At 64.1% G+C, this 24,202-nt stretch carries 25 protein-coding genes; 10 read left to right on the forward strand and 15 right to left on the reverse strand.

Features of this window, described 5'->3' with window-relative positions:
- Window positions 1–38 precede the first annotated feature (38 nt).
- From ACX5I4_RS16180 to ACX5I4_RS16210, 7 genes are all read right to left on the reverse strand, one after another.
- Complete coding sequence (locus ACX5I4_RS16180) at window positions 39–1,580, reverse strand: DHA2 family efflux MFS transporter permease subunit (RefSeq protein WP_461837528.1); 1,542 nt, start codon at window positions 1,578–1,580, stop codon at window positions 39–41.
- A gap of 54 nt (window positions 1,581–1,634) precedes the next feature.
- The gene (locus ACX5I4_RS16185) at window positions 1,635–2,195 is read right to left on the reverse strand and encodes a PadR family transcriptional regulator (protein ID WP_461837529.1); all 561 of its coding nucleotides are present in this window, start codon (window positions 2,193–2,195) and stop codon (window positions 1,635–1,637) included.
- Window positions 2,196–2,323: 128 nt separating this feature from the next.
- Window positions 2,324–2,737: an ankyrin repeat domain-containing protein gene (locus ACX5I4_RS16190; RefSeq protein ID WP_461837530.1), complete on the reverse strand. Its 414-nt coding sequence runs from the start codon at window positions 2,735–2,737 to the stop codon at window positions 2,324–2,326.
- A complete protein-coding gene (gene ygfZ, locus ACX5I4_RS16195) occupies window positions 2,734–3,819 on the reverse strand; it encodes a CAF17-like 4Fe-4S cluster assembly/insertion protein YgfZ (RefSeq protein WP_461837531.1) in 1,086 nt (361 codons plus the stop codon). The genes ACX5I4_RS16190 and ygfZ overlap by 4 nt, the downstream gene beginning before the upstream one ends.
- A gap of 22 nt (window positions 3,820–3,841) precedes the next feature.
- Window positions 3,842–4,564 carry a flavodoxin family protein gene (locus ACX5I4_RS16200; protein ID WP_461837532.1) on the reverse strand — a complete coding sequence of 241 codons (723 nt, stop codon included), beginning with the start codon at window positions 4,562–4,564 and terminating at the stop codon, window positions 3,842–3,844.
- Window positions 4,565–4,653: 89 nt separating this feature from the next.
- Window positions 4,654–5,253, reverse strand: coding sequence for a nitrobindin family protein (locus ACX5I4_RS16205; protein WP_461837533.1), 600 nt, complete (start codon window positions 5,251–5,253; stop codon window positions 4,654–4,656).
- 184 nt (window positions 5,254–5,437) lie between these two features.
- Window positions 5,438–6,172: a permease gene (locus ACX5I4_RS16210; protein WP_461837534.1), complete on the reverse strand. Its 735-nt coding sequence runs from the start codon at window positions 6,170–6,172 to the stop codon at window positions 5,438–5,440.
- A gap of 337 nt (window positions 6,173–6,509) precedes the next feature.
- Between ACX5I4_RS16210 and ACX5I4_RS16215 the strand changes: the two genes are divergently transcribed.
- The 8 genes from ACX5I4_RS16215 to asd all read left to right on the forward strand — a co-directional run bounded on the left by ACX5I4_RS16215 (window position 6,510) and on the right by asd (window position 14,664).
- The gene (locus tag ACX5I4_RS16215) at window positions 6,510–7,208 is read left to right on the forward strand and encodes a winged helix-turn-helix transcriptional regulator (RefSeq protein ID WP_461837535.1); all 699 of its coding nucleotides are present in this window, start codon (window positions 6,510–6,512) and stop codon (window positions 7,206–7,208) included.
- Window positions 7,209–7,456: 248 nt separating this feature from the next.
- Window positions 7,457–8,428 (forward strand): mycothiol synthase, encoded by a 972-nt coding sequence (gene mshD / locus ACX5I4_RS16220; RefSeq protein WP_461837536.1) that lies wholly within the window; start codon window positions 7,457–7,459, stop codon window positions 8,426–8,428.
- Window positions 8,429–8,532: 104 nt separating this feature from the next.
- On the forward strand, window positions 8,533–10,782 hold the full coding sequence (locus ACX5I4_RS16225; protein ID WP_461837537.1) for an RNA degradosome polyphosphate kinase: 2,250 nt from the start codon (window positions 8,533–8,535) through the stop codon (window positions 10,780–10,782).
- 11 nt (window positions 10,783–10,793) lie between these two features.
- The gene (locus tag ACX5I4_RS16230) at window positions 10,794–11,762 is read left to right on the forward strand and encodes an NUDIX hydrolase (protein ID WP_461837538.1); all 969 of its coding nucleotides are present in this window, start codon (window positions 10,794–10,796) and stop codon (window positions 11,760–11,762) included.
- Window positions 11,763–11,780: 18 nt separating this feature from the next.
- The gene (locus ACX5I4_RS16235; RefSeq protein WP_461837539.1) at window positions 11,781–12,584 is read left to right on the forward strand and encodes a thymidylate synthase; all 804 of its coding nucleotides are present in this window, start codon (window positions 11,781–11,783) and stop codon (window positions 12,582–12,584) included.
- Complete coding sequence (locus ACX5I4_RS16240; protein WP_461837540.1) at window positions 12,581–13,165, forward strand: dihydrofolate reductase; 585 nt, start codon at window positions 12,581–12,583, stop codon at window positions 13,163–13,165. The genes ACX5I4_RS16235 and ACX5I4_RS16240 overlap by 4 nt, the downstream gene beginning before the upstream one ends.
- 2 nt (window positions 13,166–13,167) lie before the next feature.
- A complete protein-coding gene (locus ACX5I4_RS16245; RefSeq protein ID WP_184738265.1) occupies window positions 13,168–13,389 on the forward strand; it encodes an NF038396 family protein in 222 nt (73 codons plus the stop codon).
- Between the two features lie 132 nt (window positions 13,390–13,521).
- The gene (gene asd / locus ACX5I4_RS16250; RefSeq protein WP_461837541.1) at window positions 13,522–14,664 is read left to right on the forward strand and encodes an aspartate-semialdehyde dehydrogenase; all 1,143 of its coding nucleotides are present in this window, start codon (window positions 13,522–13,524) and stop codon (window positions 14,662–14,664) included.
- Window positions 14,665–14,748: 84 nt separating this feature from the next.
- Here asd and ACX5I4_RS16255 read toward each other — a convergent pair whose 3' ends face one another.
- Window positions 14,749–15,867, reverse strand: coding sequence for a winged helix DNA-binding domain-containing protein (locus tag ACX5I4_RS16255; protein WP_461837542.1), 1,119 nt, complete (start codon window positions 15,865–15,867; stop codon window positions 14,749–14,751).
- 109 nt (window positions 15,868–15,976) lie between these two features.
- On the opposite strand from ACX5I4_RS16255, the gene ACX5I4_RS16260 reads away from it, so the two are divergent.
- Entirely contained in the window at window positions 15,977–16,447 is a 471-nt protein-coding gene (locus ACX5I4_RS16260) for a hypothetical protein (protein ID WP_461837543.1), read from the forward strand.
- Window positions 16,448–16,466: 19 nt separating this feature from the next.
- Here the strand turns inward: ACX5I4_RS16260 and ACX5I4_RS16265 are convergent, their stop codons facing one another.
- From ACX5I4_RS16265 to ACX5I4_RS16295, 7 genes are all read right to left on the reverse strand, one after another.
- Complete coding sequence (locus ACX5I4_RS16265; RefSeq protein WP_461837544.1) at window positions 16,467–17,534, reverse strand: UDP-N-acetylmuramate dehydrogenase; 1,068 nt, start codon at window positions 17,532–17,534, stop codon at window positions 16,467–16,469.
- Between the two features lie 37 nt (window positions 17,535–17,571).
- Window positions 17,572–18,894 carry an MFS transporter gene (locus ACX5I4_RS16270; protein WP_461837545.1) on the reverse strand — a complete coding sequence of 441 codons (1,323 nt, stop codon included), beginning with the start codon at window positions 18,892–18,894 and terminating at the stop codon, window positions 17,572–17,574.
- On the reverse strand, window positions 18,891–19,328 hold the full coding sequence (locus ACX5I4_RS16275; RefSeq protein WP_461837546.1) for a MaoC family dehydratase: 438 nt from the start codon (window positions 19,326–19,328) through the stop codon (window positions 18,891–18,893). Before ACX5I4_RS16275 ends, ACX5I4_RS16270 begins: the two co-directional genes overlap by 4 nt.
- Window positions 19,329–19,330: 2 nt before the next feature.
- Window positions 19,331–19,780 carry an FAS1-like dehydratase domain-containing protein gene (locus ACX5I4_RS16280; RefSeq protein ID WP_461837547.1) on the reverse strand — a complete coding sequence of 150 codons (450 nt, stop codon included), beginning with the start codon at window positions 19,778–19,780 and terminating at the stop codon, window positions 19,331–19,333.
- Between the two features lie 64 nt (window positions 19,781–19,844).
- A complete protein-coding gene (locus ACX5I4_RS16285) occupies window positions 19,845–21,344 on the reverse strand; it encodes an FAD-dependent monooxygenase (RefSeq protein WP_461837548.1) in 1,500 nt (499 codons plus the stop codon).
- Between the two features lie 17 nt (window positions 21,345–21,361).
- Complete coding sequence (locus ACX5I4_RS16290) at window positions 21,362–21,589, reverse strand: DUF3188 domain-containing protein (RefSeq protein WP_461837549.1); 228 nt, start codon at window positions 21,587–21,589, stop codon at window positions 21,362–21,364.
- Window positions 21,590–21,971: 382 nt separating this feature from the next.
- Window positions 21,972–22,835 (reverse strand): HpcH/HpaI aldolase/citrate lyase family protein, encoded by an 864-nt coding sequence (locus ACX5I4_RS16295; protein ID WP_395798260.1) that lies wholly within the window; start codon window positions 22,833–22,835, stop codon window positions 21,972–21,974.
- Between the two features lie 338 nt (window positions 22,836–23,173).
- Here ACX5I4_RS16295 and ACX5I4_RS16300 point away from each other — a divergent pair, with 338 nt between their 5' ends.
- Window positions 23,174–24,202: an ABC transporter substrate-binding protein gene (locus tag ACX5I4_RS16300; protein WP_461837550.1), complete on the forward strand. Its 1,029-nt coding sequence runs from the start codon at window positions 23,174–23,176 to the stop codon at window positions 24,200–24,202.

The following is a 24,202-nucleotide window of genomic DNA, read 5'->3' on the forward strand; positions in this document are numbered from 1 at the left end:
ATCGAATTTTGAGGGCATCTTCTGCCAGTTCGCGCGGGCTAACGCCTCCCTTGGCTGCCGTCTTGCGAAACAGTTTCAGGCTTGGCCTCGCTAGCAGCTGCCGGGGAACCCCAGCCTTGAACGGCCTTGGGCTTGCCGAACAACAACGCTGCTGCGGCGCCCAGCAGAATCGCAAAGGCGGGCAGCAGGACCGACTGGCTCATCGCCGTCGAGAAGCCGTCATGCAGGAATTCAGGCAACTTCCCGGCGAATCCACCTTCGCCGGCCGGGGCGGCACCTGGAGGGGCCGCCGGCAGCTCGGCCGCGAGCCGGGACTGGATCAGGGCAGCAATCGCGGCCGATCCCAGCACGGCGCCGATCTGCCGCGTCGTGTTGAAGACACCGGAACCGGCGCCGGCCGAGCGCGGCGGGAGGTTGCGGGTAGTGGCGTTGGAGACCGGGCCCCAAATGAAGCCGTTGGCCACACCCTGGAGGGCGCTGGGCAGCAGGAACATCCAGATGGGGGTGTCCGGCTTCAGGAGCGTCCCGGTCCAGTACAGTGCGCCGGACAGGCAGAGGAGGCCGAAGGCGGCGAACCACCGCGGGTTGATCCGGTCGATCAGTTTGCCAACGAAAGGCGCCAGCGCACCGGAGATCACGGCCATGGGGATCATGAGCAACGCGGACTGCGTGGGAGTCAATCCACGGACCACCTGGTAGTAGAAGATGGTGGGCAGCGGGAACGCAGTGATGGTGAAGCCGACCGCCATGATGGTGGTGTTGCCTAGCGAGAAGTTGCGGTCCTTGAACAGCCCCAGGGGCAGCAAGGGCTCGCCGCCCCGGCGCTCAAGAAGCCACTGCCACAAGACAAACACGGCCAAGACAACAATGCCCGTAATGATCAGGCCCCACACGGTAATGGCCCCGGTAACAGTGCCCCACTTATAGCTCTGGCCCTCTTGGATGCCGAACACCAGCAGGAACATTCCGGCGGCGGACAGCAGCACACCCACCACGTCGAATTTGTGGCTGTGCGTGGTCAGCTTCGGGACCAAGCGGGTCACGAGGACGAACGCGACAATACCGATGGGAACGTTGACGAAGAAGATCCACTGCCAGCCGAGGCCGTCAACCAGCACGCCGCCAAGGATCGGCCCTACGAGGATGGCCATACCGGCGGTGGCTCCCCAGAGGCCCATGGCCGCGCCACGGCGGTCCGGCGGGAAGATACGGGTGATGACGGCCATGGTTTGAGGCGTCATCATGGCTGCGCCGATGCCCTGAACCACCCGGGCCGCGATCAGCGTGCCTATGTCGCCTGAAAGCCCGCACCAGAGCGACGCGAGCGTGAAGACCACGAGGCCGATCAGGTACAGGTTCTTGGGCCCGAAACGGTCGCCGAGCCTGCCGGTGATCAGCAACGGCACCGCGTAGGCGAGGAGATAGGCGCTCGTCACCCAGATGACGGCGTTGATATCGGTGTGCAGGCCCTCCATGATCCGCGGGTTTGCCACGGACACAATGGTGGTGTCGATCAGGATCATGAAGAACCCGACCACGAGGGACCACAGTGCGGGCCACGGTTTAGTTACGTTTTCCACGGGATTCCTTTGACTGTGCTGAATTTCTTGCAAGATGGTGCGTTGGATGGGCGGTTACCATGGCAACTGCCCGCTGCGGAGATCATTTTGGAAGCCGCGGATCCAGTCGATTTCCGTACGCAGCATGGACTGTTGGTACTTGATATCAATCCAGAACTTCGGCTCGACGCCCTTGGCGGCGACTGCTTCTTCGCCACGGAGCAGGAAGTCGAGTTGGTTTTGCAGGTTCGCTACCCGGTGGTCCAGGAGTTCGAGCACGACGCCGGACGGCAGGTTGTGTGCCTCGGCTATCGCATGAGGGAAGCTAGGGTATTCGTTCACGGGTTCCGCCAGCATGTTCTGGAGGCGCTCGGTCAAGGCCTCCCGGCCAGCTCCGGTGATCCGGTAGGTTGTGCGCTCAGGCCGGTTGCCGGCACGGTCAATACCTGTGGCCTCGACCAGGCCACCCTCTTCCAGGCGCCCCACTGCGTGGTAGAGCGTGCCCGGCCGCACTTTGACCAAGCGATCCTCGTGGCGCGCCATCAGGAGCTGGTACATCTCGTAAGGGTGCATGGGCGCCTCGACAAGGAGGGCAAGTGCAGCGACGCCGAGTGGAGTCAGTGCGACTCGTGCCATGTTTTCATCCTCCGTGCGAACTATTCCACATGGAATATTAGACCGCAAGACAGCCGCCACTGGACGACCGCGAAGCGCCGGCAGGGCCCGGAGGCGCTGACCTGGCCTGCTATCCGAGCATCCCTGGCCTATCCGAGCAGTGCGAGAATCTCCGTGCGGGCAAACATCCGGGCGGCATCGCGCGCCGTGGGCGATCCGGCGTCGGGATCTGCTCCAGCGTCAATGAGCACCCGGGCCACATCCGTGTAGCCCTTGAAAACCGCACCTGCCAGCGGCGTCTGGCCGCGGTCGTTCGCGGCGTTCGCCTCGGCACCGTGGTAGAGCAGCAGCTGAACGGTTTCCGCGTGGCCATGGTAAGCCGCCAGCATCAGGAGTGAATCACCTGCGGCGTTGCGCATTCCGGCAGGCGCACCGGCATTAAGGTAGCTGCGCAGGAGCTCCGAGTTGCCCTCCCTGGCGGCATCGAACAAGGTATGCGCCAAGGCAATGGCCTCATCGTCGGCACCCGTCGCTTGGGCTTCAGCACCGGTTGTTTCGCTCATCGGTGGGGTCCCTTCAGGAATCCGGTCTGGCGCCCCACCACTTGTCCGGCGTCGGGCGCAACGATAACTTCCTGGGCGGCCGGATAAGGTTCCTCACCATCCAGGACGGTCAGCACTTCCTGCGGATCCACGGACCGCTTGATGAGCGCCAGTCCTACCGCTCCCATTTCGAAATGCTGAGCCACAGACGTCAGCGTACCCACCTTGCGTTCCCCGGCAAATACGACGCTGCCTGCCGCAGGGAGGGTGTGCTGCGAGCCGTCCAGTTGCAGGAACACGAGTCGCCGGGGCGGGTGCCCCAGATTGTGGACGCGGGCTACGGTTTCCTGGCCCTTGTAGCAGCCCTTGTTTAAATGGACCGATGTCCGCAGGAGATCGAGCTCGTGCGGGATGGTCTTCTCGTCCGTCTCCGCGCCAAGCCGGGGACGCCATGCGGCAATGCGAAGGGCCTCCGCAGCCAACGAGCCGGCGAGGGCCATGCCTTCGACGGCCGCTTCAAGCTCGCTCGCGGGAATGAGGTACTCGAACCACGGCCGCTCAAGGCCTGGGTGGGAACCCTCTTCCACCACGCTGTAGGAATAGCCGCCGACACCGATATGCGGCCACGGGTCTTCCCAAACGAGCCGTCCGGACCAGGCGTCGACGGCCTTGGTTGAACCGACGACAGCCCAATCGGCCGATACGTCAGCCACTTCGACCCGCAACATGAATCGCATCTTGTTGAGCCACTCCGCCAGCGGGGCAGCCTCGGCGGCTTCGACCAACAGCCAGGTGGTTTCGCCGTCGTCCACCACTCGGGCATCAAACTCGATGCGGCCCTGGATGGTGAGGAGCAGAAGTTCGCTCGCGACGCCCGGCTGGAGGTTGGTCAGTTGCTGCGAGGACAGCGTGTTGAGCCAACTGAGACGGTCCGGTCCAGTGACCGTGACCACGCCCCGATAGGAAAGATCGACGACGGCGGTGCCGGCGGCCAGCGCGCGCTGCTCCCGCAGGGGCTCGCCGTAGTGGGCCGCGACGCCGGAGTCCTCGCCGCCACCTTCTACAGCTCCGGGGCGCGACAATAGGGGGCTCTTGTAAGTCATATGTAGTAGAAGTCCTTGGGGCTCAGCGGTATTCCGGGTTTTCAAAATCGAAGCGCGTGCCGGCTTTCCATTCCTCCGGAAGGTTGCCATAGGCTGGAATGCCGCCCACATCCTTGAGCATCCGGGCGTAGTGGAGCAGGTTCCAGGTCATGAACGTAGTGTTCCGGTTGGTGAAGTCGCTCTCCGGGCCACCGGATCCTTCGTCGAGATAGCTGGGTCCGGGGCCGACAGGACCAATCCAGCCGGCATCGGCCTGGGGCGGAATGGTGAAGCCGACGTGCTGGAGGCTGTACAGGACGTTCATGGCGCAGTGCTTGATGCCGTCTTCGTTGCCGGTGATGAGGCAGCCGCCAACCTTCGGATAGTACGCCCATTGGCCCTTGCTGTTGAGCTGGCCGGAATGGGCGTAGAGACGCTCGATGAGCTTCTTGGTCTGGGACGAGTTGTCGCCCAGCCAGATGGGGCCGGCCACCACCACGATGTCGGCCTCCAGCACAGCCGGATAAAGTTCCGGCCATTCATCCGTGGCCCAGCCATGTTCGCGCATGTCCGGATACACACCAGCGGCAATGTCGTGGTCCACGGTGCGGATGACCCGCGTGCTGACGCCCTGCTTCTCCATGATGCGCCGGCTGATGGCTATCAGGCCATCGGTGTTGCTCACTTGCGGGGACGGCTTGAGCGTCCCGTTGAAGAACACGGCCTTGAGATCGTCATAGCTGGCAGGTTTTGCTGCTTCGTTCACTTGCTGCTCCCCTTCTGGTTCGAACTGCGAAACGGGACGTTCAGTGAGGCCTCTTCAATGAGACCTTGAAGCCAGTGAACCGGCCCTGCCTAGGTGAGCTTGTTCAGAAAGGCCGAAGCATGGGCCTCGAGCGACTTCCCTGGAGTGGACACATCCCAGCGCCACAGCAGATTGCCGTCTACGAGGCCGAAAATGCGTGTGGCCGCAGTGTATTCCTTGGAGTGGCCGCCGCGCATCACCATGTCGGTGCTCATCTGGATCTGCGGCCCCTTGATCTGGCCGTAGTAGAGCTCGCTGATGCCGCCGGGGTGCGCAATCGACACCGAGATGTCGAACCCGCCGTCAGCGTTCCGGTGGGCTTCGACGTCGTCGGCAGTCTTCAATGCCGGGACAATATCCGCCGGGATGAGGCCAGGACCGCCGTCGGCATCGATCATTTTCCGCTCCAGCGCCCAGAAGCCGGTCTCCACCGTCAGGGGCCGCAGCTTGGTGCCGTCCTCGTCGCTGAGCCAGCTTTCGGCGCGGTACTCCAGGTACGGAAGACCGTGGTGCGTAAAGGAGACGTGCTGGATGAAATGATCCGAGTCTTCGTCGCCGCTTCCAAGCCGTCCCCGGCCTTCCCACTCACCAATGAGCCAGGAAAGGGGTACCAGTTCGGGTGTCAGGTCTGAAGGAATTTCGATGGGCACAGCAGATACCTCAGTGGACCAGAAGGTACAGGTTGATCAAAAGCGTTGGGAGCTCTACTTCTGGCCCTTGAAGAGACGGTAAACGACAAAACCGGCAAACCACGCCATCGAGATGCTGGCGAGGCCGAGGAGGACAAGGAAGAAGATTTCAAATGCAAGTACGGACATGATGCCATCCTAACTGTTAGTAGATGAGTAGTTTGTCGATGAAGTAGCACAAGGCACCGACCGCCCAGACGGGCGCGACACCCATTCCCAGGACGGCCGGGAAGTTCAGGCGGCCGAGCCGCAGCGTGACCATCCGGCGGAAACTGACCAAGACCGAGCCGATGACGACGCCCACGACGATCGCGGGCACGATCGAAATATCCGAGAACACCAGGCCGGCCAACGGGGCCACCAATCCGGCCGCCACGATGCCCAGAGGCGCCACGACCCGGTCCGGCCAGCGCAAGAGTCCGGCGAGGAGGGCAACTGCGGCACTGAGGCCGGCGACCAGCACCATTTCCTTGATGCCGTTGAACCGGGAACCCGCGATCCAGCCTGCTCCAAGGCAGCTCAGCAACACACCGGCACAGCTGCCGAGCGTGGATTCGAGCCGCTGGGCTTGACCGGTTCCGCGGATCAGCTGCACGACGAACACCGCGATCACGCCGGCAGCGATGAAGGCGGGAGTCGCGTCGAGAAAGCCGGGGGCGGGAACGAAACCGGCGGCCAAGGCTGAAGCCGCACCGCTGAGCCCGATCACCGCGGCGAGTGTCTTTTTGGCGGGAACCGCTAGAAAATGGGGCCATCCGATGCCGACGGCGGCCGCCGCCACGATTCCGACGCCCACCAGTCCTTCCGGGGGGCCGTATGAGCTGGCCACGACAACCGCGAGGGTCACGAGGCCGACCACCCCGATGCTCCAAGACTTCACTGCGCCCCTGACTTCACTGTGCCTCTGACTTCACTGCGCCTCTGACCTCACTGTGTCCTCGACCTCGCTGCCGGTCCCCGCGGGGCTCCGTTTCGTTACAAGCTGCGACTAACCTCTTGCCAATCCTGCCTTATGCGGCCGAAATATGTCGCAAACAGGGGTTGAAGGTGTCACGAATCCCTGACCTTGCAGGGGCCTTTGGGTATACTCGGTTGTCAACAGCGCTTCTTGTTGCAACGCTTCCGTTACAACGGAACCTCGCCCCTTGAGCAGCTACCGGCCGGTGGAAACCCGGTTCAGACGCCCGATGATGCGCGGACCGCCCATTGGAGGAACTATGTCGCACATCCTGCTCCTGACGAACAGCACCGGGTCGTCGGTAGACATCCTGCCTGCCTTGGAACTCTTGAACCACCGGGTCCACATCCTTCCGGCGGAACCGACGGCACTGCTCGAAACCGATCCCACCGACGTCGTTTTCCTTGATGCCCGCAAGGACCTGGTGGGGGCCCGTTCCCTGACCCAGTTGCTCAAGGCCACGGGCCTGAGCGCCCCCCTCATCCTGATCCTCACTGAAGGCGGCATGGCTGCTGTCTCCTCCGCATGGTCCGTGGATGACATCGTCCTCGATTCCGCGGGGCCAGCCGAAGTCGAGGCCCGGATCCGCCTGGCCGTGGCCCGCGCAGTCCCCGGCGAAGAGGAAACCAACACCGAAATCCGCGCGGCCGGCGTCGTTATTGACGAGGCAAGCTATACCGCCCGGGTGAACGGACAGCCGCTCAACCTGACCTTCAAGGAGTTTGAACTCCTGAAGTACCTGGCCCAGCACCCGGGCAGGGTCTTCACGCGTCAGCAGCTCCTCACCGAGGTGTGGGGCTACGACTACTACGGCGGCACGCGCACCGTGGACGTCCACGTCCGGCGCCTGCGTGCCAAGCTGGGCGTGGACCACGAGAACCTGATCAGCACAGTCCGCAACGTTGGCTACCGGCTGACGTTGGTCCGTTTGCAAGAGGATGAGCTCACGGAGGCCTGATTTCTGAGGCATAGGAAAGGCCCGGACTCACTGAGTCCGGGCCTTTCCTATGCCGACTGATCCCGGCTTGCGCCGGTTGTTGGCTTGAGTGGAGGACATACGGGTCGAACGTATCGCGGCCACCCCACTGGTGGATCCCCCTCGTTTCCCGCTTCGCAAAGCCGGACGAGTTATAGACCTTACACGTCCTAGGGAGTGCCTGCAAAATCCATCCCGCCAAACCGTCCGCAGACGTATAGCCTTGCAGCATGAGCCCTGCGCACCCGGAGAACTGGCCCGTCCTCGTCGTCAAAGGCGCCTCGGATCGCGAGCTGTTGAGAGACATCAAGACTCTCGCGGCAGCCGCGGAGGAGTCGGACGGCAATCCCCCCTTGTCTGAGCAGACCCTGGTGATGCTGCGCGGGGCCGATGCCGGCGACCACTCGCTGCTCACGCTGGCCCTGTACGCCCCCGACGAGGAGTCCGATCCCGCAAGCGGCCAGGATCTGGCCGGAATCGCCGTCGTCGTTGAAGCGGACGACGGAACCGGGGTCCTTGAAATGGCCGTCCACCCCAGCTACCGCAGCCAAGGAGTCGCCGGCAGGCTGCTGGACTCGCTCCGCAACGGCCGCGGGCTCGCGGGGCTGAACGCCTGGTCCCACGGGAACCACGAGGCCGCCGCGGACCTGGCGGCCCGCTACGGCTACGGTCCGGTGCGTGAACTGTGGAAGATGCGGCTTATGTCCTCCACAGCGGAACTGCCCGACGCCGGCCTGCCCGAGGGAGTGTCGCTGCGGGCCTTTGTGCCGGGACAGGATGAGTCCGCCTGGCTGGCTGCCAACAGGGCAGCTTTTGCGCATCATCCCGAGCAGGGCTCCCTGACCCGGGCCGATCTGGACGCCCGCATGGCTGAGGACTGGTTCGACCCCGCAGGCTTCCTGCTGGCCGTGAACACAGCCGGGGAATTGCTCGGCTTTCACTGGACCAAGGTGCACCCCCGGCAAGGTCCCCATCCGGCGATCGGAGAGGTCTACGTGGTGGGTGTGACCCCCGCGGCCCAAGGCCTGGGGCTTGGCAAGGCGCTCACTGTCGCCGGGATCAGGTACCTCCAGAGCCACGAACTGCACTCCGTGATGTTGTACGTGGATGCCGACAACACCGCCGCGGTTGCCCTCTACCAGAAGCTGGGTTTCGTACGGTGGGACGTCGACGTCATGTATGGGCCGTTAACGCAAAAGTAACCCGCAGCCAAGGCGCGTCTGAAAGGTTAGGACATCTAGGATTCCGGCACGTGGAATCCTTGTAGGGTTGAAGCAAACCCCCGCGCTGAACGAAGGAGAGCCCGATGAATCCGGACCCGGTCGGAACCACCAAAACCGAGGTCAAGGGCGCAACCTTGCCTCCGCGCTTCGGTTCTTCCGAAGTCCCGGCTGCGCGGGCCACCCAGGACCGCATCGACATTCCTGAATTTGCGCCCTCCCTGGAACCGGAAGGCGACATCACGCCTGACCGTTTCCTGGACCGCGAACTGAGCTGGCTTGCCTTCAACTCTCGCGTTCTTGAGCTCGCCGAGGACCCGGATCTCTTCCTGCTGGAGCGGGTCAATTTCCTTTCGATCTTTGCCTCAAACCTGGATGAATTCTTCATGGTCCGCGTTGCCGGCCTGAAGCGCCGCATCGCCACCGGGCTCGCGGTGCCCTCCCCCGCCGGGTTGAGCCCCATCGAAGTCCTGGAGCAGATCGGCGAAGCCGCCCACAAACTACAAGAACGCCACGCCCGGGTGTTTGCCGAGCAGATCCGCCCCGCTTTGGCCTACGAGCACATACACCTCATGCGCTGGGACGAGCTCGACGACGAAGCGCAGCACCGCTTGAGCGTCATGTTCGGCGAGAAGGTCTTCCCGATCCTCACCCCCCTCGCCGTCGATCCCGCCCACCCGTTCCCCTACATTTCGGGCCTTTCCCTGAACCTGGCTGTGATTGTCCGAAACCCAGTCAGCGACAAGGAACTGTTCGCCCGCGTCAAGGTTCCGGACCAGCTGCCACGCCTTGTCTCGATCGACGGCCCCCGAGCCGGCGCCGTCCCGGGCCGTGTGGCACGCTTCATCGCCCTCGAAGAGGTTATTGCGGTTCATCTGGACAAGCTGTTCCCCGGCATGGAAGTCATGGAGCACCACAGCTTCCGCGTCACCCGCAACGAGGACGTTGAGGTTGAAGAGGACGACGCCGAGAACCTCCTGCAGGCGCTCGAGAAGGAACTGCTGCGCCGGCGCTTCGGCCCGCCCGTCCGGCTCGAGGTCACCACGGACATCAACCCGAACATCCGTGCACTCCTGGTGCGGGAACTCGGCGTCGAGGAATCCGAGGTCTACTCGGTTCCCGCGCCCCTGGACCTTCGTGGGCTGTCGGTCATCGGCGGAATCGACCGTGCCGACCTCCACTACCCGAAACACGTGCCCCACACCTCGCGTTACTTGAACGAATCCGAGACGTCCAAGGCCGCCAACGTCTTCGCGGCCATGCGCCGCCGCGACATCCTGCTGCACCACCCGTACGACTCGTTCTCGACGTCGGTCCAGGCCTTCCTGGAGCAGGCTGCCGCCGACCCCAAGGTCCAGGCCATCAAGCAGACCCTGTACCGCACCTCCGGCGACTCCCCCATTGTTGACGCCCTGATCGATGCCGCCGAGGCCGGCAAGCAGGTCCTGGCACTCGTGGAAATCAAGGCCCGCTTCGACGAGCAGGCCAACATCTCCTGGGCCCGCAAGTTGGAGCAGGCCGGCGTGCACGTGGTGTACGGCATCGTGGGACTCAAGACGCACTGCAAGTTGTCCCTCGTGGTCCGCCAGGAAGTGGACGGGCTGCGCCGCTACTGCCACATCGGAACGGGCAACTACCACCCGCGCACGGCCCGCTACTACGAGGACCTGGGCCTGCTGACCTCGAACGAGCAGGTGGGCGAGGACCTGTCCAAGCTCTTCAACCAGCTCTCCGGATACGCTCCCAAATCCACATTCAAGCGGCTTCTCGTGGCGCCGCGCTCGGTGCGGTCCGGGCTGATCGACAGGATCGAGACCGAGATCCGCAACGCCCGCGCTGGAATCGCCGCCAAGGTCCAGATCAAGGTCAACTCGATGGTGGACGAGGCCACCATCGACGCCCTCTACAGGGCGTCGCAGGCCGGGGTAAAGGTTGACGTCATTGTCCGTGGCATTTGCTCGCTGCGTCCCGGAGTACCTGGACTGAGCGAGAACATCACGGTTCGCTCCGTCCTGGGCCGCTTCCTGGAGCACTCGCGCGTGTTTGCCTTCGCGAATGCCAACGACCCCGTTGTCTACATCGGCTCTGCGGACATGATGCACCGTAACCTCGACCGCCGGGTCGAAGCCTTGGTGCAGCTCTCCAGCCGCGAAGACACAGCCGAGGTCATGGAATTGCTGCGCCGTTACCTGGACCCGGGCACTGCGAGTTGGCACCTCGACAATGAAGGCCACTGGACCAGGTTCCACCAGGCCGAGGACGGCACGCCGCTGTTGGACATTCAGTCCTGGTTGCTTGCCTCCCGGTCCCGCCAACGTGCAGTTGCCCGGCGGTAGGCAGAGAAAAGTTGAAGAGCGATACACCCATTGCGGACCAGACGGACCATCCCGGGGAGCCCATCGCCGTCACGGCGGCGGGTGCGATTCCCTGGCGTGTCACCAAAGGGGCCCTTGAGGTCCTGTTGATCCATCGGCCCAAGTATGACGATTGGTCCTGGCCCAAAGGAAAACTCGACGCCGGGGAAACCATCCCGGAGTGCGCCGTCCGCGAGATCAAGGAAGAAATCGGCCTCGACGCTGCCCTCGGCATCCCCCTGCCTCCCACGCACTATCATGTCTCGGCCGGGCTAAAGGTAGTTCACTACTGGGCCACACAGGTCAACGGCTCCGCCATCAAGCCGGATGGCGAGGAAGTGGACGCCTACATGTGGGCGGCGCCGGACAAGGCTGCCCGGTTCTTGAGCAACCCTACCGATGTGAGCCCGCTCCAGGCGCTGGCGAAGGCCCACCTGAACGGCGAGCTGGAGACGTGGCCGCTGATTCTGGTGCGGCACGCCAAGGCAAAGCCACGGTCTTCCTGGACCAAGGCCGAAGGCAGCAGGCCCCTCGCGGCCACAGGCCTGCGGCAGGCGCTGGCGGTAGAGCGGCTTCTGGGCGTGTGGAAGCCCCTCCGGATCGTGAGCAGTCCGTGGGCAAGGTGCGTATCCACCATCGCGCCGTACGCCAAGGCGGCTGGAGCCAAGGTGAAACTTGTCGAAGCCCTGACCGAGCACAATCATCAGCGGAGCCCGAAGAAGACGTCAGCCGTCGTCGAGGGCTTGTTCGACAAGCAGCGCGCGGTTGCCTTGTGTACCCACAGGCCGGCACTCCCCACCATCCTGAGGAAGCTGGGCGAGCGCATGGGCCCGGAGCTTCACGAGTTCCTGCCTGCCCAGGACCCCTACTTGGCTCCTGGCGAGATGATCGTGTGCCACGTAGCCCGGGGAAACGGCCAGCGCGTAGTGGCCGTGGAACAGATCAAGCCCTTCGACGACTGACTCCAGTAAGCTGGGTGCGTGAACATCCCAACCCCATATGAAGACCTCCTGCGCGATGTCATGGCCAACGGCACGCACAAGCCGGACCGCACGGGCACCGGCACGCGGAGCGTTTTCGGCCGCCAGCTGCGCTTCGATCTGAGCGAGGGTTTCCCGCTCATGACCACCAAGCGTGTGCACTTCAAATCGCTCGCGCTGGAGCTTTTGTGGTTCCTCCGCGGCGAATCCAATGTGAAGTGGCTCCAGGAACAAGGCGTCACCATTTGGGATGAATGGGCAGACGCCGACGGCGAGCTCGGCCCGGTCTACGGCGTGCAGTGGCGCAGCTGGCCGGCCCCCGACGGCGGACACATCGACCAGATCGCCGAGCTCATGAAGGGCCTGGCGGCCAACCCTGATTCCCGCCGCCACATCGTCTCGGCATGGAACGTGTCCGAGATCAAGGACATGGCCTTGCCGCCGTGCCACGCGTTCTTCCAGTTCTACGTTGCCGACGGCAGATTGTCCTGCCAGTTGTACCAGCGCTCGGCCGACATGTTCCTGGGCGTCCCTTTCAACATCGCTTCCTATGCCCTGCTGACCTGCATGGTGGCCCAGCAACTGGGTCTGGAGCCTGGCGACTTCGTCTGGACCGGCGGGGATGTCCACGTCTATGACAACCATGTGGAGCAAGTCACGGAGCAACTCTCCCGGGAGCCCTACGAATATCCGAAATTGCGCTTCAACCGGAAACCGGACTCGATCTTCGACTACGCCTTCGAGGACTTCGAGGTAGTCGGGTATCGCCACCACCCCTCCATCAAAGCGCCTGTGGCAGTATGAGCACCCAGGAAACGCCCGCGGAGTCGCCTTCCTCCGAGGAGGCCGCGGAAGCGATGACCGGAATCGGCCTGGTGTGGGCGCAAACAGCCAGCGGCGTGATCGGCAAGGGCGGGACCATGCCGTGGCACGTCCCCGAAGATCTGAAGCACTTCAGCAGGCTGACTACAGGACATCCGGTCATCATGGGCCGCAAAACCTGGGAGTCGTTCCCTGCGAAGTACCGTCCCTTGCCCGGCCGTACCAATATCGTGGTGACCCGGCAACAGAGCTGGTCGGACTCGCCCGACGCAAGCGGCGCCGTCGTCGTCTCCTCCCTTGACGCGGCCCTCCTGGAGTCCCAGTTCGCACCGGGCGGACAGAACGTCTGGATCATCGGCGGCGGGGAAATCTACAGGCAGTCCATGGACATCGCGAATATCGCCGTCGTCACCGTCATCGATTCCGACATCGACGGCGACACTTTCGCGCCGGAGTTCGGCGAGGCCTGGAATCTTGAGGCGACGCAGCCCGCAGAAGGCTGGCTGACCTCCCAGAACGGCACCAACTACCGGATCGCCACATGGCGCCGGACGGAAGACTGAGAATGCTGAAAAAACCTGAGACCCTGTTCGTGCTCGGCTACATGTTGCTGCCACTGTTCGCGCTGCTGTCCGCGATCATCGGCCTCACCATGATCCTGGGTGGCAACAAGATCCTGGGGATCATCGTCCTGGTGGTGGTGACCCAGGTCTTCGCGTTCGGCGCCTTCTACGCCCTGCGCGCCCGCAAAGCAGCCTTGCTTCAGGAGCCCGACGCCGGCAAGTAGGGCCCAGCGCCTTGCCCAACTGACTCGCAGTAGGTGTCGTTTTGAGGCGTCAAAACGACAACAACTGCCAGCTAGTTGGGTCCGTGACGTAACCGACAGCGGCCGGGAGCCACGAAAGTCTAGACTAGTCCAATGACTACAGCAGCTAATCCGTCCGTTGGACTGGTCGGTTGGCGTGGCATGGTCGGCTCCGTCCTGATGCACCGCATGCAGGAAGAGGGCGACTTCGCCAACATCAACCCGGTATTTTTCTCCACCTCGAACGCTGGAGGTGCCGCGCCGTCGTTCGCCGACGGCGCAGGCAAGCTCGAGAACGCGTTCGATATTGAGACGCTAGCCAAGCTGCCGATTATTGTCACTGCCCAGGGTGGCGACTACACCAAGCAGGTCCACGGTGAGCTCCGCAGCCGCGGATGGGATGGGCTGTGGATCGACGCCGCGTCCACGCTGCGCATGAACGACGACTCCATCATTGTCCTGGACCCCATCAACCGCGATGTCATCGACGCAGGCCTGTCCGGCGGGGTGAAGGACTACATCGGCGGCAACTGTACGGTCTCCTGCATGCTGATGGGCCTCGGCGGCCTGTTCAAGAACAACCTGGTCGAGTGGGGTACCTCCATGACCTACCAGGCGGCTTCCGGGGGCGGTGCCCGCCATATGCGCGAACTGCTCAACCAGTTCGGCACCCTCAACAACGAAGTCAGAAGCGAACTGGACGATCCAGCCTCGGCGATCCTGGAGATCGACCGCAAGGTGTTGGCAACCCAGCGCTCCGGCGTCGACGCCACCCAGTTTGGCGTGCCGCTGGCCGGCTCCCTGATCCCGTGGATCGACGCCGACCTCGGCAACGGCCAGTCCAAGGAAGAGTGGAAGGCCGGGGTGGAAACCAACAAGATCCTCGGCACGGGCAACGGAAAGCCGGGCAAGGACCATGTGGTCATGGACGGCCTCTGCGTCCGTATCGGCGCCATGCGCTCCCACTCCCAGGCACTGACGCTCAAGCTGCGCGAGGACTTGTCCGTCGCCGAAATCGAGAAGCTGCTGGACGCTGACAACGAGTGGGCCAAGGTTGTGCCCAACACGAAGGAAGCCTCCATGGCGGACCTGACCCCCGTGGCTGCCTCCGGCACCTTGGAGATCCCTGTGGGCCGTATCCGCAAGCTCGAGATGGGCCCTGAATACATCAGCGCCTTCACCGTGGGCGACCAGCTTCTCTGGGGCGCTGCCGAGCCGCTGCGCCGCATGCTAAAGATCGCCACCGGCACCCTCTAGGCGTCCTGCTTTCGTCAACTGACTCGCAGTTGATGTCGTTTTGAGCGCTCATAACGACATCAACTGCGAGCTAGTTGGGTGCGCTCAACTCTCCATGAACCGCAGGTACTTCGCGGCCTGGAGCTCGAAAGAGCGCTTGGCTGCCGGAGCCAAGCCCTCCGGGGCGAACGGTTCGGGCTCGACGCCGGCACTTCGGCCTGTGCCGCTGCGAGACCAGGTGCCCACTACTTCGCCGCCGGACACGATCATCCGTTTGAAAACACCGTTGCCGCCCGGGACGACCTTCTGGAAATGCTCCGGGGGCAGGACAAGGCTGCGGTCCGTATACCCCAGCAGGAATTCATCGAATCCCGGCAAGGCGAGGACCGTACGAGAGCCGGGGACGCCGTCGTCGAGCAGTGCGGCTGTTTCGGGCGACACCCAATAGGGGTTTCCCTGAAAGACGAGCTCAACAAGCTGACCACGGATGGCCTCGTGGGCTGCCCGGACCTCGGCTTTGGGGATCTGCGACCACCACGCGAAGTCGAGGAGCGTGGCAGGTCCGTGGCTCTGCAGGTACCTGAGCAGGAATTCGGCAATCCCTTCTTCACGGCTGAACGCCCCGGATTCCTGAATCCACTCATCGAACGCCACGAACAGTTGCTGCCCGAGTGCTTTGCCTGCGGTGCCCGCCGGAGGTCCTTGGACAAGCCAGGCGTTCTGGCACAGAATCCAGAGCAAATGGATGCCGCGCTGGGCCGCGGTCGCTTGTCCTGCGGATTCGAAGATTTTGAAAAGTTCCTCGCGGGTTGCGCCCGGGCTGCCGGCCACGCGTTCAAGGGCAAGGTCCCGGCAGGCGGCGATGTCGGCCTCTTCGATGCCGAGCTCGCGGTGCCGTGTGGCAACCGAACGCATGGATCGCTCGGTGGTGATGGCAAGGATCCAGCGCAAGTCCCGTGGTGGAACCAGGTGCAGCGTGCCTCGCATGGGCCAGGACCGGACCACCGTGCCGTTCTCCAGCGCTTCCAACACATTAGAGAGACCGGAGCCGGGGACCCGCTGCCCCACCGCCCAGAACGCCGACGCGAGGTCTTGAGCCTGCATGGCGCCCATCCGGGACACGCATTCTTCCACGCTGCTGAATCCCCCAAGCAATCCTTGGCTCGCCAAGCGCAACCTGCCCATGATTTTGGGAGTGACGCGGATCTTCGCCGAAGCTGTCATGGCCTCATCATAGGACGCACGGCGGACAGCTTCGGTCCTCAACAGCACGCTGGAGGAACTCCCATGCCGCTCACAGGGGCCTTCCAGCAGGCCCTCATACGCTAAAGGCATGCTGTTCGGTGATTTGGGTCCGCTGCTGCGGCCGCTCAGCCGGCGGTTAGCGGCCGCTGGTTGGTGCGCTGCCGCCGTCGGGCTTGTCTGCGGACTAGCCATCGCCGTTGGTGCGGGAGTGCGGTTGTCGCCGTCCATGCAGACCGTCCAGGAGGTAGGACTGGCTGCCACAGGCGCCGCTGCCCTCTTCCTCGGCCTTGCCGCCGCGTGCCAGCCGTCGTCCGGCCGGCACGCGGACGATCCCGAATCGGGGTTCCAGACAGGCGCCGCAGATCACGTGCGCAGCTTCCTGTTCGCCGCCGTCGTCATGCTGCTCGGGGTAGTAGGCTTCGCTGCCGCGGGCTGGATTTCGCCCGGCGGCCCGTCACCGCAGAGCATAGCGTTCAGTCAGATCTTCCTGCTAGGGGCCGCCAGCTGTGGGCTGACGTTCCTGCTGCTCAACAAGGTGCTTCCGACCGGAAAGCGCTGAAGCGCATCCTTGGCGGGCCCTAAAGGGCCAAACCGATCAGCAGCGGCTCCGGATGCAGTTCAATGCCAAAGCGTTCGACGACGCCGCGGCGCACCTCGCGCGCGATCGCCACCATGTCCTCCGCGCTCGCGTCTCCCCTGTTGGTGATGGCCAGGGTGTGTTTGGTGGAAAGCGACGCACGGCCTCCGGACACGCTAGCGGGATCGAGCCCGAAGCCCTTTCCGAATCCTGCCTGGTCAATCAGCCAGGCTGCAGACAGCTTCACGAGGCCATCGCTTCCGGCCGGGTACTGCGGCGCTCCTTCGGGCAGGGATGCAGCCGCGGCGGCCGGAACAATCGGATTGGTGAAGAAGGAACCCGTGGAATACGTGTCCCGGTCCGAAGCGTCCAAGACCATGCCCTTGGAGGCACGCAGGCGCAGGACTTCACGCCGGACATCGTTGGAATATGCGCGTTTCCCCGCTTCGACCCCCAGGGATCGCGCAAGCTCGGCGTACCGAACGGGGGCGCTCATGCGTCCCAGCGGCAGCTGGAATTCAACGGTCAGCACGACGTAACGGGGTGAGCCTTCCGTGGTGGTCCGTTTGAGGATGGAGTCCCTGTAGCCGAATTTGAGCTCGGAGTTGGTGAAGGTTTGCACGGCGTTGCGTTCACGGTCCCAGGTGCGGACAGCCGCGATGGTCTGGGAGACGTCGGCACCGTAGGCGCCCACGTTCTGCACGGGCGTTGCACCCGTGGCTCCCGGGATGCCGGAGAGGGCTTCCAGTCCGGACCACGCATGCAGCACGGAATGGTCCACCAGGGCATCCCAGTTGTGCCCAGCCTGGACCACCACCGAGACTCCACCGCAGCTATCTTCGGAATTGACAGTGAATCCCTGCGACGCGATCTTGAGCACGGTGCCCGGGTATCCGGCGTCGGAGACCAGCAGGTTGGACCCACCACCGATGATGAGCAGATTCTCGCCCGCAGCATCCGCCGAACGGACGGCGTCGATGATTTCCTCTTCGGTGCGAGCTTCCACAAAGGTGCCGGCAGGGCCACCGACGGCGGCCGTGGTCAATTCGGAGAGCATCGTCTGGGTCACCAAACAAGCCTAGCGGGGATTGCCTGCCCAAGCCGACTCAGGGATGAGCCGACTCAGGGACGCGCTTCCGCGACACGGGGGCCAGGAAGAAACTCGCGACGAGCAGCACTAGGACCGCGAGCAAGGAATGCAGGATGCCGAATCGCTCCGCCAGCAGCCCCAACAGCGGCGGTCCGCAAAGGAAAGCCCCATAGCCGATCGTGGAGACAACGGAAACCCGGGCCGCGGCGTGCACTGGATCGTCCGCGGCGGCTGACATGCCCACCGGGAAGCCCAAGGAAGCACCGAGGCCCCAGATGGCCAGGGCCACGAAGGCCAGCCACGGCACCGGGGCAAAGACGAAGAGTGCCAGCCCTACCACGGCCGTAGCTGAACACCAACGCATCACCGGAACGCGGCCGAAGCGGTCCAGGACCACCGTCCCGGCAAAGCGTCCCACCGTCATGAACGTCACGAAGATGCCATAACCCACAGCTCCGGCAGCATCGGATTGACCGTGGCCATCGGCCAACGCCAAGGCCACCCAGTCCCCCGCTGCGCCTTCTGCCAGGGCAAGCCCCAGGACGAGCAGGCCAAGCAGGAGCGTCCGGCGTTCACGCCATGCCCGGGCCACCATGCGTTTGCTGTCCAGCGGTTCAGCCGGCTTCTGCTGGCCGGGCTGGATGATGGGCAACGGTCCGGTTGAAGGATCCTCGAAGGTGTCAGGCTTTTCGGGCTTGAACGCCGTCGCCGGACCTCCTGCTGTGGAATAGCGTGTGGAGTCCGCACGGAACCAAGTGGCCGCCGTCACCACCGAGACGGCAACCACCAGGCCAGCCGCAGCCAGATGCCAAAAGACCGGCAGGCCCGCTGCAGCTGCCCAGGCGCCGAGTCCCGCGCCCGCGACCGTGCCAAGGCTGAACGATCCGTGGAGACGGGGCATAATGTGCCGTTCGAGGGCTCGTTCCAGCGACGCTCCCTCGACATTGGATGCTGTGTTCCAGCTGGCCGTGCCGAGGCCGATCACCATGAGCCCGGCCGCCACCGCCACCGGGTTTGCCAGCACAGACGTGCCAAAACCCGCAACGGCCAGGCCGAGGCCCACCATGGCGCCGCCGATCCGGGTGGTTAGCCGTGATCCGAGCCGGATCACGATCACTCCGGATGCTGATACGGAAACGAACGATGCCACCGTCATGCACATCAACAGGAGGCCGACAGTGCCAGGCGTCAGGTTCAGTCCATCGCGGATGGCGGGCAACCTGGACACCCAGGATGAGAAGGCTAGGCCGCTGGCGCCGTAGGCAACCACCACGGCATTGCGCCACCGCGACAATTCCGCCGCGGTGGCGCGTGGTGCCGACTTTTGCAGCCGGCTCAAGCGAGCTTCACAACGGCCTGGGACTTCATCAGGACCTTCTGGCCGCCGAACGTGACGGTCAGGTCGATGCGCGCGGTTCGGGCACCGACGTCGAGCGCTCCCACCACTCCGGAAACCTCAATCACAGCGCCGGGCTCGCTGGTACCAGTGGTATCGGCGACCAGCACTGGTTTGGTGAAGCGCGTCTGGTAATCGACGACGGCGGCAGGGTCGCCGGCCCAGTCGCTCACCAATTGCACGGCGGAACCCATGGTGAACATGCCGTGGGCGATGACTCCGGGAAGTTCGACGCCGGTGGCGAAGGATTCGTTCCAGTGGATCGGGTTGAAGTCGCCGGACGCGCCCGCGTACTTGACGAGATCCTGGCGGGTGACCTCGATGCTGCGGGTGCCGATTTCCTGGCCGACGGTGAGTTCTTCAAGTTTCAAGCTCATGGCTACTGTCCCTCTCCCCGGACCAGAATGGACGAGGTGGTGGTGGCGACCCGTTCGCCGGCCACCGTGGTGATTTCCGAACGCGTGGTGATCATGGCACCGCCGCCCATGGCGCGGACGCCGTCGACGTGCAGCTCGGCCCGCAACTGATCCCCGGCAACGATCGCGCGGTGGTGCGTGAATCGCTGGTCAGCGTGTACCACGCGGCTGAAGTCAATTCCCGAATCGGGGTCCTCAATCAGCTGGGCATCGGCCCGCTGGGCAACGATGATGGCGAACGTGGGCGGGGCGACGAGATCGCTGTGCCCGAGGGCCTTGGCGGCTTCGACGTCGAAGTGGGCGGGGTGGGTGGCTTTCACGGCCCGGGCGAACTCCCGGATCTTTTCGCGGCCGACGTCGTACACCTCTGCGGCAGGGTAGCTGCGGCCCTGCAAGTCCGGGTTAATAGTCATGATCCAACCCTATCGGCCCGGGACGTGTCTCCTCACTCACAGAATGAAGTTCGAAGCCGGCGTGCTACTCCGCGATTGGCGGTCCGAACCACGTGGTCAACGCGTCGGCGAGGCCCAACTGGGTACCGTCTCCCACCCAGGCCACGTATCCGTCGGGCCGAATCAGCACGGCGGTGGGGGCGGTGACCGCCCCGAGTGCCGGAAGCTCCCACGCACCACCGTATGTGGCGTCGATCAACTGAACCCGATCTGCCCACGGGGTGATGTCGAAGCCTCCTGGCTCTCCAAGGTTGAGGAGGAGCGGCCGGGCATTGTGCAGCAGGCTGAAGACGCGCAGCGGGCCACTCGGGGTGACGAGATCGAGATCGGGCATGCGGCGTCCGAGCAGCGGGTGCCCCTCGCCCACGTCGTAATGTACATCGAGGCCGGATTGCATCGCGGCGAAGTGCTTGCGCGGTTCCTCCATGCCGAGGAGCTCGGCGATGACCTCGCCCACGGCCTTCGTGCGTTCGTCCGGGCGGCGAAGCGCGACACTTGCCATCGTGTTGCGCAGCACGCGGGCAGCCACCGGGTGGCGCTCGGCGTAGTAGGTGTCGAGGAGGCTTTCCGGCGATGTCCGCTTGACCACCTGGGCGAGCTTCCATCCCAGATTCACGGCATCCTGCACACCGGTGTTGAGGCCCTGTCCGCCGTCCGGGGCATGCACGTGCGCGGCGTCGCCGGCGAGCAGGACCCGTCCGCTGCGGTAAGCTGCGGCCTGCCGGGTCATATCGGTGAATCTGGAGATCCAGATGGGACTGTGGATCCCGTAATCGGTTCCGCACACGGCGATGAGCGCTTCGCTCAGGTCTTGGAGGGTGGGTTCGGTCGCGGGTCCGACGTGTTGTTCGGTCACCATGATCCCCACGGGCCCGCCATCCGCGTAGACCACCTTGCCGTCGAGAATCTTGTAGTCCAGCTTGCCGAAAGAGTGGATGCCGAAGGCATTGGTGTGGACACCCAACGGTGGCTCCTCGGCCACCTCGACCTGGGCGATCAGGGCGCTGGTGGTCGGATCCCACCCGGGGAACTCGATGCCGGCTGCTTTACGGACCAGGCTGCGGCCGCCGTCGCACCCGACGAGGTATTCTGCCCGCAACGGTTGGCCGTCCGAGAGTTCGAGGTCGACGCCGGTCTCGTCCTGCGCGAAACCCGTCACCTCGCGTTCGTGATAGATCGGCACCGCCAGCTCGGCGACCCAACCGGCCAGGATGCGCTCGATGTGGTTCTGCCACAGCCCAAGCCCGTAGTTATGCCGGGTTGGAAAGTCGCTGATGTCAAGACGTACGCCGGCGAAGCCCGCCACCTGAGCCACCTGCCCCTCCGACAGGAACCGATCGGCGATTCCGCGCTGATCGAGGACTTCGATGGTGCGTGAGTGCAAACCCCCTGCACGTGAGCCGGCGAGATCCTGGTTTGCACGCCGCTCGACAATGCCGACGTCAACGCCCGCCAACGCCAACTCGCCGGCCAACATCAACCCTGCCGGACCTGCGCCGACGATCACTACGGCATGCTCGGTCATCGCTACACTCCGGTCAGCTACTTCTTCTTCAAACCCTTGCGGATCTGCTGCCCGCGGACCACCATGCCCACGACATGCAGGACCAGGCCGAGCCCGATCACGAGCAAGGACGTTACCGCAAGGCCTTGGTTATGTGAGGTGTTGCCGACAATCGTCAGGATGATTCCGACGGCGATCAGCCCCATCGCGCTGAAAACCAGCGTCTTGTAGGTGGCGGAGGCAGTGGCCCAGAATTCGTTCAGCACCACCCAAGTTTAGGGCACTCCCCAGGGCAACGAGTCCCTCAGGGTCGGAAACCAAGCAATCGTGAGCGAGCGTCGGGTCAGAGCCCGACATAAGTGAGCGAGCGTCGGGTCAGAGCCCGACATAAGTGAGCGAGCGTCGGGGCGGGAACGCGGGTGGCAACCGAACACCCGCCGATTCCCATCGACTCCAGCTCAGATATAGCGGCCAAACCGCGGACCCTCGCTCACCTATAGCGGCCAAACCGCGGACCCTCGCTCAGATATCAATGGTTGTGAGCGGACCCTCGCTCAGATCTGCAGGAGGGTTTCGGGAATTGCCGTCATAAGTGAGCGAGCGTCCCGAAAAAGCCAGGCATAAGTGAGCGAGCGTCGGTGGGTGCCCTTACAGGGAGGGCTGGACCCCGAAGGCCACGGCGAGTTTCATGATCTTTTCGGCGCGGCCCAGTCGCGGGAGGTCGGAACCGTCGCGGATGACCCTGCCGTTGGCTTCGAAGTCGTTCATGAAGTCGGTGGCCCAGGCGACGTCGGACGGTGTGGGGCTGATGACCTCGTTGATGACTGTGGTCTGGTCAATGGCAAGGCAGAGCTTACCGGTCATTCCCATGGTCACCGTGATGCCGGTCTGCTCGCGCAGGATGGGGTGGTTGGTGCCGACGGTCGGGCCGTCGATGGGGCCCGGCAGGTTGCCCACGCGGCTGGCGACAACCAGCTTAGCCCGGGGGTAGGCCATCGCCTCAGGCGTGGCCGCCATGCCGGTGTCCCGGCGGAAGTCGCCCGAACCGAAGGCGAGGCGGAAGGCACCCTGGGCACGGGCTATGTGGTTGGCTTCCTCGATGCCGAGGGCCGACTCCACGAGGGCGACAACCGGCGTCTTGCCATCCATCCGGTGGAAGGACTCGGTGACTTGGTCAGCGGATTCGGTCTTGGCCAGCATGACCCCCAACAGGCCTGGCGTGCCACGGAGTCCGGCCAGGTCATCGGCCCAGAACGGGCTCGTGGCGTCGTTGATGCGGACCCACGCCTGGCCGCCGGCAGTCAGCCAATTGATGACGTTGGCGCGGGCAGTGTCCTTCTGGGACGGGTCCACGGCGTCTTCGATGTCGAGGATGATGGCGTCTGCGCGCGACGAGGCCGACTGGTCGAAAAGCTCCGTCTTCATGGCGTTCACGAGGAGCCAGGAGCGTGCAATCTCGGCGGGAATGTTGCGGGTGGACCGAATGGACTCGGCGGCGGTGCTAGACGTCATGTATCTACCGTATCCGGCCAGCCGCCAGGAACGCTAAGAATCGGCCGCCGGTGTGAGCATCAATACGAACAAAACGATTGTGACAGGCGGTCCCCGGATTCCGGATGCAAGGGCGTCATGCGGCGAAACCCGGCGACACGGAGCGAATTGTGTCCTTGCATTGCCCGGAGTTGCGCTGGGATTTCGCCGGATTTCCCCCGGTTTCCCGGCATTTCCGGGGGTTACTGCCGGGCTTCCCCTGACTAGTGGACATGCGCTTACATCGTTCCCACGGCAGTTCGGTCTACCCCGGAACAGAGCCGGTCCAACGAATTCCACACCCCCAGAAAGTAGCTCCCATGAAACTGCACCAGCCCCTGCTAGGCGTCGCGGCCGCCGTCGTACTTGCGCTGACGGTGACCGGCTGCGGCGGCAATGCCCAAGCGGGAGACCAAGCGGCCGGCAAAGCGGAGGTCAAGGAACTCCGTTACCAGGGTTCGGCAAACAACGTCGGCCTCCCCGAACTGGCGGCGGACCTTGGCTATCTGGGCGACATCAAGCTCAACTGGGTAGGCAACACCACCAGCGGCCCGCAGGACATCCAGTCGGCGGCCACCAACCAGACCGACTTCGGCGGCGCATTCTCCGGGGCCGTGGTGAAGCTGATTGAGGCCGGGGCTCCGGTGACCGCCGTGGTGAACTACTACGGCGAGGACGCCAAGACCTTCAACGGTTACTACGTCAAAGCGGACAGCCCCATCAAAACCGCCAGGGACCTCATCGGCAAGAAGATCGCAGTCAACACCCTGGGCGCCCACCACGAAGCCGTCATCAACAGCTACCTCAGCAAGAACGGCCTCAGCCAGGACGAAATCAAGCAAGTGCAGCTGGTAGTGCTCGCTCCCAACGACACGGAAGAAGCCCTACGCCGCGGCCAGGTGGACGTCGGAACCTTGGGCGGGGTCCTGCAGGACCATGCCGTCGCCGCCGGTGGACTGCGCTCGCTCTTCAGCGACTATGACCTCTTCGGCACCTTCGCGGGCGGACAGATCGTGCTACGCAACGACTTCATCGAAAAGAACCCCGACACGGCGCGGACCTTCGCCACAGGCGTGGCCAAGGCCATCAAGTGGGAGACCGAGACGCCGCGCGACCAGGTGATCGCGCGCTTCAAGAAGATCATCGACGCCCGCGGACGCAATGAGAGCACCGCGAACCTTCAGTACTGGAAGAGCCCCGGCGTCCCCGACAACGGCGTGATCAAGGACGAGGACTTCACCCGCTGGTCCGCATGGCTGAAGAGCTCGGGCATCGTCAAGAACGATCTCACACCGTCGAAGTACTACACCAACAAGTTCAACGATCTCGCGGCAGCGAAGAAGGGATAG

The sequence above is a fragment of the Arthrobacter sp. MMS24-S77 genome (assembly GCF_054888235.1).